The sequence below is a fragment of the Mycolicibacterium diernhoferi genome, from assembly GCF_019456655.1.
Lineage (GTDB): Bacteria > Actinomycetota > Actinomycetes > Mycobacteriales > Mycobacteriaceae > Mycobacterium > Mycobacterium diernhoferi.
The window spans coordinates 5,959,406-5,972,679 of sequence record NZ_CP080332.1 but is presented as its reverse complement, the minus strand read 5'-3'; the positions used below and the strand labels follow the sequence as shown (position 1 = coordinate 5,972,679).

Here is a 13,274-nt window from a genome sequence, read left to right as displayed (position 1 = left end):
ACACTGCTCACACGCATGTTATCGGCCCAGCAGGCTTTTGCGTGACCAACGATTCTCTGAGAATCGCAAACGGCCAGGTCAGCGGTAGTGAGCAGGATCGCTTTCAGGCGGTTTGGGCCGACGGGCCCACGGGTGATACGGTTTCCCGGTCATTCGGGCGAGTGGCGGAATGGCAGACGCGCTGGCTTCAGGTGCCAGTGTCCTTCGGGACGTGGGGGTTCAAGTCCCCCTTCGCCCACAGAGAGCGGTTCTCCGAACCGACAGCATAGAGGTCACGAACCAGAAATGGTCCGTGACCTCTATGCGTTTGTGGGTTCGGGCGCAGTCGTGAGCCCGCCCCGGCCGGACCGGAGAATGAGTTGGTGGACGAAGTCGGAAACCAGCCGCAGTACGAGGCCTTCGCAGACGAATTCCTGGATCACGCCAGAGATGGACTGTTCAACGCGCACTACGATCGGCCGGCATGTATGGCGCTCCTCGGTGACGTCGCCGACGTGACCGTCCTCGACGCGGCGTGCGGCCCGGGCCTGTACGCACACGAGTTGAGCCGCCGCGGCGCCAGGGTGATCGGTTTCGACCAGAGTCCGCGCATGGTCGAGCTGGCCCGGCAGCGAGTCCCCGAGGGTGACTTCCGGGTCCACGATCTGTGCCACTCGCTGGAGTGGCTCGAGGATCGGTCGGTCGATCGCGTGCTTTTCGCCCTCGCCGTGGAATACGTCGACGACAGAATCGCGGCGTTGCGTGAGCTCCGACGTGTTCTGCGCCCCGATGGGGCGCTGGTGCTGTCCCGTCTGCACCCCACCGGTGACTGGATTCGACACGGCGGCAACTACTTCGAGCCTCGCGTGATCGAGGAGACGTGGAGCCGCGGCTGGCGGGTTCGGTACTGGTTGACATCCCTGGAGCAGACCTGCGAGGAGTTGCATCAGGCGGGCTTCCTCATCGAGCGGCTCCTGGAGCCCCGTCCCACCGCAGCTGCGGCGGCGATCAGCCGAGAGCAACACGACCGGTTGCACCGCGAGCCGACCGGCTTTCTGGCCATCCGCGCGGTCCCGGATCCCCGCACGGGCGCCTGAGCGGACCGATATTGCTGCGCGGGCGGCGATTCCAGCGGACTTAGACTCGGTCCATGCAGCCGCTGATCGTCGACCCGGCCGCCCTGACCGGTGCCGGCACCGCGTTCGGGCAGGCGAGCACGGAGTTGTCCGGCCTGGGTGCCGACGGCCCTCTCGGCGAGGCGGCCCAAGCGGTGACCCGATTGCAGACCGCCCGAGCCTGCCTCGAGGCTCAGGCCGCCGTCGCCGCGGCCACCACCGCCCTCGCCGAGGCGACCCGGACCTACGCCGGCAACCTGACCACCGCCGCGGGCCGCTACCAGGCCCAGGACGAGGCGGCCGCGGACGAGATCGGCCTCAGCCGGTGAGCTCGGCGCGGATGTCCTCTTCGTCGGCGCTGTGCTCGCCGGCATTGCGGCACTCGCCGTAGATGTCGATGTAACCGCGGTCCGGGTGATCGGGGTTGGCCGCGATGATCGCCATCACCTCACCCAGACTCATGGCCCGGCCGTGCGGGGCCTTGCCGGGCGGCGCCCCGTCGGTCCAGCCGTCGGCGGCCAGCGCGGCCACGATCTCGTCGAGGTAGGCCTGCTTGTCGGCCCCGGCCGGGAAGGTGAATCCCATCTCGACCTGCCCGCGGTACGGCGCGGTCTCCTGATCGGTGCACGAGTCGAACTCGAAGGTCGCCCCGCGCAGCTGCAGTCCGACGGCCTGGACCAGCCGCTTGGCGGGGTCCACCACCTGGGCGCGGGTCTGCTCGTCGCTCATCTCCGGCCCGTCCAGGTCGGCGGCCGAACCCTGAGCTCCCATCCCACATCCTCCTAGCAGTAGGGCGCCGGCCACGACGGCCGTGCACAGGCGCCAACGGTCAGTACTGGTGGTTCTTGGTGACGGTGCCACGGTCGCCTTCCGGGTCGTTGAGGGCGGGGGTGCCGGGAATCCGAGTGTCCCAGTCGGGCAGGTCGATCGGGGGCAGACCGGGCAGATCCACCACATCGGGCAGCCCGATGTGCGGCTGGCGGCGGCCCTCGGCGGTGTAGCCGTTGTCGGCCAGGGTGTCGCCGTTGCCGTTGGCGATGTCGGTCATCGCCCGCAGCGATTCACTGCCGATGTCGTAATAGCGGGAATGGTCACCGAAGTCCGGCAGGCCACTGCGACCGGGCACCTCGGCGTCGAAGCGCACCGACCCGAACCCGTCCCCGGCCGGGTCCCGCCCCAGCCCGGCCTCCATACCCAACGGGTAACCCAGCTCGCGGTTGACGATGTCGGGGATCGGCCCGGCCTGCCCCAGCCAGCTCACCGGATCGCTGGAGGCCGCACCGACGTACACCTGCCCGCCCTCGGGGAGATGGAAATCGGCGGCACTGTGCGCCAAATCCGTTCCGGGAGAGCCGATCAGCACCGCATTGTCGGCCCGCATCCCACTCGCGGCGAACGCGTTGGCCACCGTGGTGGAACCGTAGGAGTGCCCGATGACGGTCACATCGGACGGCCCGCCCTGATGGGTGACGCCCAACCCGTTGACGTCGGCGGCCAACAGGTCACCGCCCGTGCGGGCCAGGCCGGGGGTCGCGATGCGGGTGTCGGTGGGGCTGTCGGGCGCGTCGTAGCCCATCCAGGCGATCACCGAGGCGGGCTCGTCCGGATCGCCGAGGCGCATCTGGTCGTACAGGTTGGTGGCGTTGTCGCTCTCCAGCCAGCCGTCCTTGACGCTGCTGCCGGTCCCGGGGACGACGACGGCGGTGTTCTGGGCCCGGTCCGGGTTGCCGATCGCCACCGCGGCCTTGCCCTGCCCGTTGAACGCCAGCGGGTCGTAGGCCCACAGCAGCACCGGACGGTCCCGCTTGCCTGCGCCCTCCATCTTGTCCAGACCCTTGCGGGTCTGCACGGCATTGCCGTAGCGGGTGGCGTCGGCGGCGGTCAGCCCATAGGCCCCCGGATCGGCCAGCACCTCCTCGGTGGACACCCCGTGCCGCCCGGCGGCGTCGGTCACCCGGTCCAGATCATCCTGCAGGACAGCCTGATTCACAGACGAGCGGACCTCGGCCGGGATGCCGTTCAGATTGCCCAGCTCGCCCGGATGCTCGGCGATGAGCTGCGCACGCTCGGCACGCGACAGCGAGTCCCACCACTTCTTGACGTCCTCGGCACCGGTACCGGGGGCGGGTGGTCGGCGCGGGTCGCCCAGGGTGCCGGGCGGTGTCGCGGGCACCGCACCACCCAGCGCCGCGGCGAGGGCCGCCGCGGTCTGGGCGTCGGCCTCGGCGAACAGGGCGAGCAGTTTCTGGATCAGCGTCGTCCACGCCGGGGCCAGCAGCCGCAGGATCACCGGCACCGGGGGAGGGGTCGCGGTGCCGTCCTCGGCGACCTGCCAGCCGATGCCGCGCAGCGACTCCACGATGGCCGACAACCCGTTGCGGGTGAACCCCATCCGGGTGCCGCCGGAGTGCAGCGCCCGCTGCAGTGCGGCGAGCCGGGCGCGCCACTCCTCCTGCCGGTCGAGGTTGCCCTCGGCCCGGGTGATGGCCGCATCGGCAGCCTGACCCTGCCAGGAGGCGCGCAACTGGGCCAGTGCGTGGCGCTGCGCGGCCAGCACGGTGTCGAGCGCGGCGACCTTTGTGCCGAGGTCGGCGGCGGAGGCGACCAACTGCCCGGGCCGCGACGCCTGCACCATCGACACCGTCACCGACAACTGAGCCCCCCTCGCGTCTGCCTTTCATCGTCGCACGGTGCATAGGGGCAGCCGTGCAGCGATTCGGCGCGGGGAAGGGCTCAGGAGCCGGCGTCGCCGCGGGCCTCCGCACCGGTCTCACCGGCGTCGAAGTCGTCGTCGGAGGAGGCGCGGCCCACATAGGAGCCGTCCTCGTTCTCGCCGGCGCGCGACGCCGCGACCTTGGGATCGTCCTCGACGTCGGATTCGTTCTTGCTGTCGGACTCGGGTCCTGTCATCGCGGGCACCTCCTGCTCGGCGTACCGACCGGGCTACCCCGGCGGGCGGAGAACGAACCACGGGGTTAGTCGCGGTGAAAACGGGAAAGCACAAGCCATGGCTACTTACCGAGTGATCAACCCGCACGGCGATGTCGTCGAGACCAAGGACATCGAGAGCGCCCAGGACGCGCACGCCTGGTTCGTCGACCAGAAGGCCGACAACACCGAGTTGGGCTGGCGGATGGAGGTCCAGTCCGAGGGCGGCTGGTCGTTCTTCGACGACAGCGAGGGCGCGAAGGATCCGAGGGCATGACGTCGCTGTGGCTGGACGGGCGACCGGACACCCCGGCGTCCGCACCACAGCTGGATGCCCAGCATGTCGATGTCGCCGTCGTCGGCGCCGGCATCACCGGGCTGTGTACGGCGCTGCTGCTGGCCCGGGCCGGCAAGTCGGTGCTGGTGTTGGAGGCGAGACAGGTCGGGGCGGGCACCACGGGCAACACCACCGGCAAGCTGAGTCTGCTGCAGGGCACCAAACTGTCCCGGGTCAGCGCCAAGCACGGTGAGCGGCTGGTCGGCGACTACGTCACCGGCAACACCGAGGGCCGGGACTGGCTCATCCGCTACTGCGCGGAGCACGGTGTCCCGGTACAGCGCGAGGACGCCTACACCTATGCGCAGTCGCCGAGCGGAATCGAGGACGCCCGAGCGGAATTCGACGCCTGCCGAACCGCCGGGCTGCCCGTGGAATGGGTGCACGACGCCGACGTCCCGTTCCCGTTCCACGGCGGTGTCCGGCTGCCCGACCAGGCCCAGCTCGATCCGGTGCCGCTGCTGGACAGCTTCGTCGCCGAGCTGGAGCACCGCGGTGGGAGCGTCGCCCAAGGCGCCCGGGTCCGGTCGGTGTCGATCGGCAGCCCGCTGCGCCTGACCGTCGACGCCGCCGACAGGTCGGCCTCGCGCACCGTCACCGCCGAGCACTGCGTGCTGGCCACCGGGATCCCGATCCTGGATCGCGGCGGATTCTTCGCCAAGGTCAGCCCGCACCGGTCCTACTGCGTGGCCCTCAAGGTGCCCGGGGACATCACCCGCGCGATGTACCTGTCCAGCGACTCCCCGACCCGGTCCATCCGGTACGCCCCCACCCCGGACGGTGAACGGCTGATCGTCGGCGGCGGCGGGCACACCGTGGGCCGCGCCGACCACGCCGCGGACGCGGTGTCGGAGCTGGTGCACTGGGCCAAACAGCACTACCCGGGCGCGGTCCAGACCCACAACTGGTCGGCCCAGGACTACTCCCCGATCGACGAACTTCCCTACGCCGGGCCGATTCTGCCCGGCACCCGACATGTCTGGGTGGCCACCGGGTTCGACAAGTGGGGCCTGACCAACGGGATCGCCGCGGCGCTGGCACTGTCCGGGCAGATCCTCGGCGGACACATGTCGTGGGCCCGCGCGTTCGCCGCCTGGAGTCCGCACGAACTGTCCGGCCTGACCACCGCGCTGCAACACAACCTGGAGGTGGGCTACCAGATGGCCAAGGGCTGGGTGGCGCCGCTGGCCCGGCACGGTGATCCGGCCGAGGGCCAGGGTCTGGTCACCGGTCCGCCCTGGAATCTGCGCGCGGACAGTGTTGTCGACGGGGTGCACCGCACCGTGTCCCCGGTGTGCCCGCATCTGGGCGGCATCGTGAACTGGAACGACGCCGACTGTGCCTGGGAGTGCCCGCTGCACGGCTCCCGGTTCGCACCCGACGGGACGCTGCTGGAGGGCCCGGCGACCCGGGGCCTCACCCCCGCCGACACCCACGTTTCACACCACGCCCGAGGAGGTAGTGCACGGCCATGAAAGCAGTCACCTGGCAAGGCAAACGCGACGTCCGGGTCGAGCAGGTACCCGACCCCAAGATCGAAGAACCCACCGATGCGATCATCGAGGTGACCTCGACGAACATCTGCGGCTCCGACCTGCATCTGTACGAAGTGCTCGGCGCCTTCATGAATCCCGGCGACGTGCTCGGCCACGAACCGATGGGCATCGTGCGTGAAGTGGGTTCCGGTGTCAGCAATCTCGCCGTCGGCGACCGGGTGGTCATCCCGTTCCAGATCTCGTGCGGCAGTTGCTTCATGTGCGACAAAGAGCTCTACACCCAGTGCGAGACCACCCAGGTACGTGAACATGGGATGGGCGCAGCGCTTTTCGGCTACTCCGAACTCTACGGCGAGGTGCCCGGCGGCCAGGCCGAACTGCTGCGGGTGCCGCAGGCCCAGTTCACCCACATCAAGGTGCCCGAGGGCCCGCCGGACTCCCGGTTCGTCTACCTGTCCGACGTACTGCCGACCGCCTGGCAGTCCGTGGCCTACGCCGACATCCCGGACGGCGGTTCGGTCACCGTGCTCGGCCTGGGCCCGATCGGGGACATGGCCGCCCGCATCGCGGCGCACCAGGGCTACGACGTCATCGCGGTGGACCGGGTTCCCGAGCGGCTGGCCCGCGCGCAGGCCCGCGGTATCCGCACCGTCGACCTCGCGGTGTTGGGCGCCCCGGTCGGCGACGTCATCCGGGACATGACCGACGGGCGCGGCACCGACGCGGTGATCGATGCGGTGGGTATGGAGGCGCACGGGTCCCCGGTGGCCAAGGTGGCCCAGCAGCTCACCGGGCTGCTGCCCGACGCACTGGCCAAACCCCTGATGAAGAACGTCGGCGTCGATCGCCTGGACGCGCTGTACTCGGCGATCGACATCGTGCGCCGCGGCGGGACCATCTCGGTGATCGGGGTGTACGGCGGGATGGCCGATCCGCTGCCGATGCTGACGCTGTTCGACAAGCAGGTGCAGCTGCGGATGGGCCAGGCCAACGTCAAGAAATGGGTGCCCGACATCATGCCGCTGCTGACCGACGCGGATCCGCTCGGCGTCGACAGCTTCGCCACCCACACGCTGCCGCTGGACGACGCCGCGCATGCGTACGACATCTTCCAGCGAAAGGCCGACGGCGCGGTGAAGATCGTGCTTCAGCCCTGAGGCGGCGGCGGGGGCGGCGGTGCGCCGACCGGCGGAGGAATCTTCGGGTAGCTGCGCGTGCCGGCGGCCGCCGCCGCGCCGACCGGTTCCCCGCCGCCCGCGCCGGCCGGGGCCTCCCGGCCCGGTGAGGGGTCCCAGTCGGTATCGACCAGGCGTTTCTGGACGGCGATCGCCAGGCCGAGCAGGATCGCGCCGATCAGCAGCATGACCAGCACACCCCAGACGGTGCCGAGCTTGGCGGCGTTGCCGAGCAGGATTCCGTACCAACCGAAATCGGTATCACCGAAGGTGGTGTTCTCCTCACCGAAGGAGCCCAGTACCCGCACCAGCAGGGCGGGTAGGAACGTGATGAGCAGCCCGTTGACGAACCCGCCGGCCACCGCGCCGCGCCGGCCGCCGGTGGCGTTGCCGTAGACCCCGGCGGCGCCGCCGGTGAAGAAGTGCGGCACCAGCCCCGGCAGTACCAGCACCCAGCCGAAGGCCGGGCCCAGCCACAGGGAGAGCACCGCCAGCCCGGCGAGCCCGGCCACGAAGCTGGACACGAAGCCGATCAGCACCGCGTTCTGGGCGTACGGGAACACGATGGGCGCGTCCAGGGCGGGCACCGCGCCGGGCACCACCCGATCGGCGATGCCTTGGAAGGCCGGGACCAGTTCGCCCAGGATGGTGCGCACACCGAACAGGATCACCGCCACCGCGACCCCGAAGCTGAGCCCCTCGGTGACACCCTTCATCAGGAAGTTGCCGACGTTCTCGGCCGCGCCGGCCCCGGTCTCGTCGGCGTAGGCGGTGAAGGCGATGTCCCGTCCGACCTGGGACAGGTAGATCAGCGACACCGCCAGGTACATCAACACCATCGACAGCGCGGTGGCCACCATCGAATCGCGGAGAAACCGCAGCGATTCGGGCAGTTTCAGGTCCTCGGTGGATCGGCTCTTGCTGCCGCCCACGAAACGCCCGGTGATGCCGGAGGCGATGTAGCCCAGGGTGCCGAAGTGCCCGATGGCGATGCTGTCGTCGCCGGTGATCCGTTTCGTCCACGGTTGCGAGATGGCCGGTAGCGACACCATCACCACGCCGAGCAGGAAACCGCCCATCGCGATCACCACCGGGGTCTCCAGGCCGGCGGCGGCCAGCACCACCGTCAGCAGGGTGGCCATGAACAAGGTGTGGTGCCCGGTGAGGAAGACGTAGTGCAGCGGGGTGAACCGGGCCAGCACCAGGCTGATGGCGAACCCCAGGATCATCAGCCAGGCCACCCGGGCACCGAACTGCTCCTGCGCGATGCCGACGATGGCCTCGTTGGTGGGCACCACCCCCTGGCTGCCCGCAGCGCCCTGGATCATCACCCCGAGCGGTTCCAGTGAACTGGTCACCAGACCCGCGCCGGCGCTGATCAGCAGGAAGCCCAGCGTGGCCTTCAGGGCGCCGCCGATGACCTGGCCGCTGGACTTGCGCAGCGCGATCAGCCCGACCGCGGTGATGATGCCGATGAGATACGCGGGTACCGCGAGGATCTCGTTGACCAGGAACTCGGCGATGCCGACCATCCAGTCCATCCGCTCGTCCTCCCCTAGACGTCGTAGGAATCGCGCAGTGCGGCGTCGACCTCGGTGGTGGAGGTGAAGTTGTCGATCACCTTCACCGGTACACCCACGTCACCGAGGGTTTTGGCGATCTCGCCCGAGGTCAGGATCAGGTCGGCGCTCTTGGCGCGGCCCTTTGCCGAGATGGTGTCGGTGGCCTCGACGTTCACGAAGCGTTCCCACCCCCAGGTCTGTAGCACCTGCTCGGTGGTGTTTTTCAGAAAGAGGCTGGTGCCCAGCCCATTTCCGCACACCGTGAGGATGAGGTTGCTGGACTTGGCGGCCGCCGCGGTGGCCTGTGGTGGCTGGTCGGCTTCGAGTACGGCCAGCAGTTCGGCCGGTGTGCCGGCGGTGTCCAGGGCGGCGCGCCGGGCCGGATTGCCGAGCAGTTTGGCCAGCTCGGCCATCGCCGCGGTGTGCGCACTCGCATCGGTGGCGGCCAGCGCGACCACCAGGGTCACCGGGTCGTTTGTCTTGTGGCCGAACGCCACCGGTGTTGCCAGCCGGAGCCAGGACATCCCGGTGCGGTGCACGGCCGATGACGAGCGGGCATGGGCGAAGGCGAAGCCCGGGGCCACCACGATGTAGGGTCCATTATCGAGGACGTTGGCGATCATCGCCTCGGTGTAGGCGTCCTCGGCGATACCGGCCGCGGTGAGCAGCGCTCCCGCGCGGGTTATGGCGTCCTGCCACGTCTGCGCGCTGACGTTCAGGGCGATGCAATCTTGCGACAACAGTTCAGCCAGGTGCGGCATGAAATCGACCCTAGCCCGTCCGGGCCGGCGCGGCATGCGGTTTGTGTAGCCCGCTCGGGATGCGGGTAGGCATACCGCGGGCGGGGGTACGTCGAATCTTCGAAAAGCTAAGGACCACAACTTGGTACGTGATCTGAACCACCTCCGCCGCCGGACGGTGTTGAAACTTCCGCTCCTCGCACCACCGGTCGCGGCACTGTCTCAGGCACCCCGAGCCATGGCCGCACCACCGGGCCGCTGGTCGACGGATCGCGCTCACCGCTGGTTCCGTGGCCAGGGCTGGCTGGTGGGCGCGAACTACATCACCTCCAATGCGATCAATCAGCTGGAGATGTTCCAGAAGGCCACGTTCGACCCGCAGCGGATCGACGGGGAACTGCGGATCGCGCGTTCCATCGGGATGAACACGGTGCGGGTCTTCCTGCACGATCAGTTGTGGACCCAGGACCGGGTGGGCTTCCAGCGCCGGCTCGGCCAGTTCGTGGACATCGCCGCCAAGTACGGGATCAAACCGTTGCTGGTGTTCTTCGACTCGTGCTGGGACCCGCTGCCGCGCAGCGGTCCGCAGCGCGCGCCCCGGCCCGGTGTGCACAACTCGGGGTGGGTACAGAGCCCGGGCGCCGAACGGCTCGGTGACCGTCGCTATCGACAGGTGTTGCAGGAGTATGTGATTCGGATCATCACCCAGTTCCGCAACGACGAACGGGTGCTCGCCTGGGATCTGTGGAACGAGCCCGACAACCCGGCCGCGGTGTACAAGGAGGTGGAACGCGCGGACAAGCCCGCACTCGTCGCGGAACTGCTGCCGCAGGTTTTTCGCTGGGCCCGTTCGGTCGATCCGGTGCAGCCGCTGACCACCGGGGTCTGGGAGGGTGAGTGGGGGGACCGCTCCAAGCGCAGCGAGATGGCGGGCATTCAGCTCGAGCTGGCCGACGTGCTGTCCTTCCACAGCTATGACGATCCTGCCGGTTTCGAGAACCGGATCAACGAACTGCAGCCGTGGGGACGGCCGTTGATGTGCACCGAGTACCTGGCCCGCACCGAGGGCAGCACGATCGAGGGCGTGCTCCCCGTCGCCCACCGCCGTCGCGTCGGGGCTTACACCTGGGGCCTGGTCGCCGGGAAGACCCAGACCTTCCTGCCGTGGGACTCATGGGACCGTCCGTATGACAAGCAACCGCCACGAGAGTGGTTCCACGACTTGGTCTTCCCCGACGGCCGTCCCTATCGCCGGTCGGAGATCGACACCATCAGGAAGCTGACTGAATCTGGATGAGATTGCCGCAGGTGTCGTCGAAGACGGCGGTGGTGACCGGACCCATCTCGGTGGGTGGCTGGGTGAAGCGGACCCCGAGCGTGCTGAGCCGTTCGTGCTCGGCGGCGACGGTGTCAGTCCATCCGTCCGGCATCGATGAGGCGCACCACCGCCGCGCCCTCCTCGTCGGAGGCCTCCAGATCGACCTCGGCCACCAGTGCCCAATCATGGTCGCCGGCAGGGTCATCCAGAATCTGGCGAACCTGCCACACGCCGGGCTGCCGGTCGATCATCAGCAGCGCCGGACCGCGGGCGTCCGCACCGATGCCGACGTCGGCATGTTCGTCGAAGTACTCCTCGCCGACCTCCTGCCAGCGCTGGGAGTGCCAGCCCGACCCGCTGTCCAGCTCGCCCAGATCGGCCCACCGGCGGCGGGCGAACAACTCCACCCGGCGGAACATCGCATTGCGCACCATCGCGGTGAACGCGCGCTCGTTACCGGTCAGCGGCCGCGGGCGGGTCGGCACCGCCACCGGCACGTCATGCGGCTGATCGGGGCTGGTCAGTTGCTCCCACTCATCGAGCAGGCTCGAATCCACCTGGCGGACAAGCTCACCGATCCACTCCACGATGTCGTTGAGTTCCTCGGTGCGCGCCGCGGTCGGCACCCCGGAACGCAACGCCTTGAACACATCCGAGAGGTAGCGCAGCACCGCCCCCTCGGATCGGGTCAGCCCGTACTGGCTGACGTACTCCCGGAACGTCATGGCCCGTTCCCACATCTCGCGGACCACGGACTTCGGGGACAGCCGGGCGTCGGCGGCCCACGGATTGGTCTGCAGGTACACCTCGTAGGTGTGTGCGAGCAGTTCTTCCAACGGCTTGGGGTAGCTCACCTCGTCGAGCAGTTCGATGCGCTCGTCGTACTCGATGCCCTCGGCCTTCATTGCCGCGACGGCTTCGCCGCGGGCCTTGTTCAGCTGTGCGGCCAGAATCTGGCGGGGATCCTCCAGGGTGGCTTCGATCACCGAAACCACGTCCAGCGCATAGGTTTCCGAGTCCCGGTCCAGGGTGTCGACGGCGGCTAGCGCGAAGGTGGACAGCGGCTGGTTCAGCGCGAAGTTCGCCGGCAGATCCACGGTCAACCGGTACCGGCGGCCGTCGGGCAGCGGCTCGGGAAGGCGCTCGAGCACCCCGGCCTGCAGCAGCGAGCGGGCGATGCCGATCGCCTCCCGGATGAGCCGCAGCTGCTTCTTGCGCGGCTCGTGGTTCTCTGTGAGCAGCCGGCGCATGGCCACAAACGGGTCGCCGGGCCGGTCGACGACGTCGAGGATCATCGCCGTCGTGACCTTCATATTGCTGCCCAGCGGCTCCGGGGCGGCGTCGATCAACCGGGTCATGGTCTTCTCGCTCCACGGCACCATGCCCTCGGGGATCTTGCGGCGCACCAGCTTGCGGCGCTTCTTCGGATCGTCGGCGACCTTGGCGAACTGTTTGAGGTTCTCCACCTCGTGGTCGGGTGCCTGGACCACGACGGTGCCCGCGGTATCGAAGCCGGCCCGCCCGGCCCGACCGGCGATCTGGTGGAACTCGCGGGCGTTGAGCAGCCGGGTACGGGTGCCGTCGTACTTCGACAGCGCGGAGAACACCACGGTGCGGATCGGGACGTTGATGCCGACCCCGAGGGTGTCGGTGCCGCAGATGACCTTCAGCAGCCCGGCCTGGGCGAGCTGTTCGACCAGGCGCCGGTACTTGGGCAGCAGGCCGGCGTGGTGCACCCCGATGCCGTGCCGCACCAGCCGCGACAGCGTCGAACCGAACGCGGTGGAGAACCGGAACGCGCCGATCATCTCGGCGATGGCGGCCTTCTCCTCCTTGGTGCTGACGTTGACGCTCATCAGCGCCTGGGCCCGTTCCAGCGCGGAGGCCTGGGTGAAGTGCACCACGTAGACCGGCGACTGTTTGGTGTTCAGCAGGTCGGCGATGGTCTCGTGCATGGCGGTGGTGGCGTAGGAGTAGAACAGCGGCACCGGGCGTTCGGCGCCGGTGACCAGTGCGGTCTGGCGGCCGGTGCGCCGGGTGAGGTCCTCGCGCAGGAAGGTGACGTCGCCGAGGGTGGCCGACATCAGCAGGAACTGGGCGTGCGGCAACTCCAGCAGCGGCACCTGCCAGGCCCAGCCCCGGTCCGGATCGCCGTAGAAGTGGAACTCGTCCATCACGACCAGGCCGATATCGGCGTCCGCACCCTCACGCAGGGCCACGTTGGCCAGGATCTCGGCGGTGCACGCGATGATCGGGGCGTCGGCGTTGACCGCGGCGTCACCGGTGAGCATGCCGACGTTGTCGGCGCCGAACACCTCGCACAGCGCGAAGAATTTCTCACTGACCAGCGCCTTGATCGGCGCCGTGTAGAAGCTGACCCGGTCGGCGGCCAGTGCGGCGAACACGGCGCCGGTGGCCACCAGCGACTTACCCGACCCGGTCGGGGTCGCCAGGATGACGTTGGAGCCGCTGACCAACTCGATCAGCGCTTCCTCCTGTGCGGGGTAGAGCGCGGTACCGCCGGCCGCGGCCCATTCGCTGAACGCGCTGAACAGCTTGTCGGGGTCGTCGGTGTCCGCGAGCACAGACAGGGGTACGGCGTTCATTGTGGTTATCAGCCTGCC

12 protein-coding genes, 1 tRNA gene and 1 pseudogene are annotated in these 13,274 nt (G+C 69.0%); 7 read left to right on the top strand and 7 right to left on the bottom strand.

Going from position 1 to position 13,274, the window contains the following annotated elements:
* The first annotated feature begins 155 nt into the window (after positions 1-155).
* The 3 genes from K0O62_RS28465 to K0O62_RS28455 all read left to right on the top strand — a co-directional run bounded on the left by K0O62_RS28465 (position 156) and on the right by K0O62_RS28455 (position 1,423).
* Positions 156-238 (top strand) — tRNA-Leu (locus K0O62_RS28465).
* A 124-nt stretch (positions 239-362) separates the two neighbouring features.
* Positions 363-1,076, top strand: a complete 714-nt coding sequence (locus tag K0O62_RS28460; RefSeq protein WP_234800230.1) for a class I SAM-dependent methyltransferase — start codon at positions 363-365, stop codon at positions 1,074-1,076.
* A gap of 53 nt (positions 1,077-1,129) precedes the next feature.
* Positions 1,130-1,423 (top strand): type VII secretion target, encoded by a 294-nt coding sequence (locus tag K0O62_RS28455; protein WP_073858510.1) that lies wholly within the window; start codon positions 1,130-1,132, stop codon positions 1,421-1,423.
* Here the strand turns inward: K0O62_RS28455 and K0O62_RS28450 are convergent.
* The 3 genes from K0O62_RS28450 to K0O62_RS28440 form a co-directional block, all read right to left on the bottom strand.
* Positions 1,413-1,865, bottom strand: coding sequence for a lipoprotein LppJ family protein (locus K0O62_RS28450; protein ID WP_073858511.1), 453 nt, complete (start codon positions 1,863-1,865; stop codon positions 1,413-1,415). The genes K0O62_RS28455 and K0O62_RS28450 overlap by 11 nt on opposite strands.
* A gap of 58 nt (positions 1,866-1,923) precedes the next feature.
* The gene (locus K0O62_RS28445; RefSeq protein ID WP_073858512.1) at positions 1,924-3,747 is read right to left on the bottom strand and encodes an alpha/beta hydrolase; all 1,824 of its coding nucleotides are present in this window, start codon (positions 3,745-3,747) and stop codon (positions 1,924-1,926) included.
* A gap of 80 nt (positions 3,748-3,827) precedes the next feature.
* Complete coding sequence (locus K0O62_RS28440; RefSeq protein ID WP_097934214.1) at positions 3,828-4,004, bottom strand: hypothetical protein; 177 nt, start codon at positions 4,002-4,004, stop codon at positions 3,828-3,830.
* 97 nt (positions 4,005-4,101) lie between these two features.
* Here K0O62_RS28440 and K0O62_RS28435 point away from each other — a divergent pair, with 97 nt between their 5' ends.
* Genes K0O62_RS28435 through K0O62_RS28425 form a run of 3 tightly spaced genes read left to right on the top strand, consistent with a single transcriptional unit; the run spans position 4,102 to position 7,012 of the window.
* Complete coding sequence (locus tag K0O62_RS28435; protein ID WP_073858513.1) at positions 4,102-4,299, top strand: hypothetical protein; 198 nt, start codon at positions 4,102-4,104, stop codon at positions 4,297-4,299.
* Entirely contained in the window at positions 4,296-5,834 is a 1,539-nt protein-coding gene (locus tag K0O62_RS28430; RefSeq protein ID WP_073858514.1) for an FAD-dependent oxidoreductase, read from the top strand. Before K0O62_RS28435 ends, K0O62_RS28430 begins: the two co-directional genes overlap by 4 nt.
* A complete protein-coding gene (locus tag K0O62_RS28425; RefSeq protein ID WP_073858515.1) occupies positions 5,831-7,012 on the top strand; it encodes a zinc-dependent alcohol dehydrogenase in 1,182 nt (393 codons plus the stop codon). The genes K0O62_RS28430 and K0O62_RS28425 overlap by 4 nt, the downstream gene beginning before the upstream one ends.
* Here K0O62_RS28425 and ulaA read toward each other — a convergent pair.
* Together ulaA and K0O62_RS28415 are read right to left on the bottom strand one after the other, a co-directional pair.
* A complete protein-coding gene (gene ulaA, locus K0O62_RS28420; RefSeq protein WP_073858516.1) occupies positions 7,003-8,571 on the bottom strand; it encodes a PTS ascorbate transporter subunit IIC in 1,569 nt (522 codons plus the stop codon). The two genes, K0O62_RS28425 and ulaA, sit on opposite strands and share 10 nt — an antisense overlap.
* Positions 8,572-8,585: 14 nt before the next feature.
* Entirely contained in the window at positions 8,586-9,353 is a 768-nt protein-coding gene (locus tag K0O62_RS28415; protein ID WP_073858517.1) for a PTS sugar transporter subunit IIAB, read from the bottom strand.
* A gap of 217 nt (positions 9,354-9,570) precedes the next feature.
* Between K0O62_RS28415 and K0O62_RS28410 the strand changes: the two genes are divergently transcribed.
* Positions 9,571-10,629: a glycoside hydrolase 5 family protein gene (locus tag K0O62_RS28410; RefSeq protein ID WP_234800231.1), complete on the top strand. Its 1,059-nt coding sequence runs from the start codon at positions 9,571-9,573 to the stop codon at positions 10,627-10,629.
* Here the strand turns inward: K0O62_RS28410 and K0O62_RS28405 are convergent.
* A pseudogene (locus tag K0O62_RS28405) lies at positions 10,604-10,744 on the bottom strand (VOC family protein); the annotation flags it as partial. The gene K0O62_RS28410 and the pseudogene K0O62_RS28405 sit on opposite strands and share 26 nt — an antisense overlap.
* Complete coding sequence (locus K0O62_RS28400; protein ID WP_073858518.1) at positions 10,743-13,256, bottom strand: DEAD/DEAH box helicase; 2,514 nt, start codon at positions 13,254-13,256, stop codon at positions 10,743-10,745. The pseudogene K0O62_RS28405 and the gene K0O62_RS28400, both read right to left, overlap by 2 nt.
* Between the last annotated feature and the right edge of the window lie 18 nt (positions 13,257-13,274).

What these genes read in the sequence shown, in the direction of transcription:
- K0O62_RS28455 (WP_073858510.1), top strand. Translation starts at nt 1,130, where the DNA reads ATGCAGCCGCTGATCGTCGACCCGGCCGCCCTGACCGGTGCCGGCACC.
- K0O62_RS28450 (WP_073858511.1), bottom strand. Translation starts at nt 1,865, where the DNA reads ATGGGAGCTCAGGGTTCGGCCGCCGACCTGGACGGGCCGGAGATGAGC.
- K0O62_RS28440 (WP_097934214.1), bottom strand. Translation starts at nt 4,004, where the DNA reads ATGACAGGACCCGAGTCCGACAGCAAGAACGAATCCGACGTCGAGGAC.
- K0O62_RS28435 (WP_073858513.1), top strand. Translation starts at nt 4,102, where the DNA reads ATGGCTACTTACCGAGTGATCAACCCGCACGGCGATGTCGTCGAGACC.
- K0O62_RS28430 (WP_073858514.1), top strand. Translation starts at nt 4,296, where the DNA reads ATGACGTCGCTGTGGCTGGACGGGCGACCGGACACCCCGGCGTCCGCA.
- K0O62_RS28425 (WP_073858515.1), top strand. Translation starts at nt 5,831, where the DNA reads ATGAAAGCAGTCACCTGGCAAGGCAAACGCGACGTCCGGGTCGAGCAG.
- ulaA (WP_073858516.1), bottom strand. Translation starts at nt 8,571, where the DNA reads ATGGACTGGATGGTCGGCATCGCCGAGTTCCTGGTCAACGAGATCCTC.
- K0O62_RS28415 (WP_073858517.1), bottom strand. Translation starts at nt 9,353, where the DNA reads ATGCCGCACCTGGCTGAACTGTTGTCGCAAGATTGCATCGCCCTGAAC.
- K0O62_RS28410 (WP_234800231.1), top strand. Translation starts at nt 9,571, where the DNA reads ATGGCCGCACCACCGGGCCGCTGGTCGACGGATCGCGCTCACCGCTGG.
- K0O62_RS28400 (WP_073858518.1), bottom strand. Translation starts at nt 13,256, where the DNA reads ATGAACGCCGTACCCCTGTCTGTGCTCGCGGACACCGACGACCCCGAC.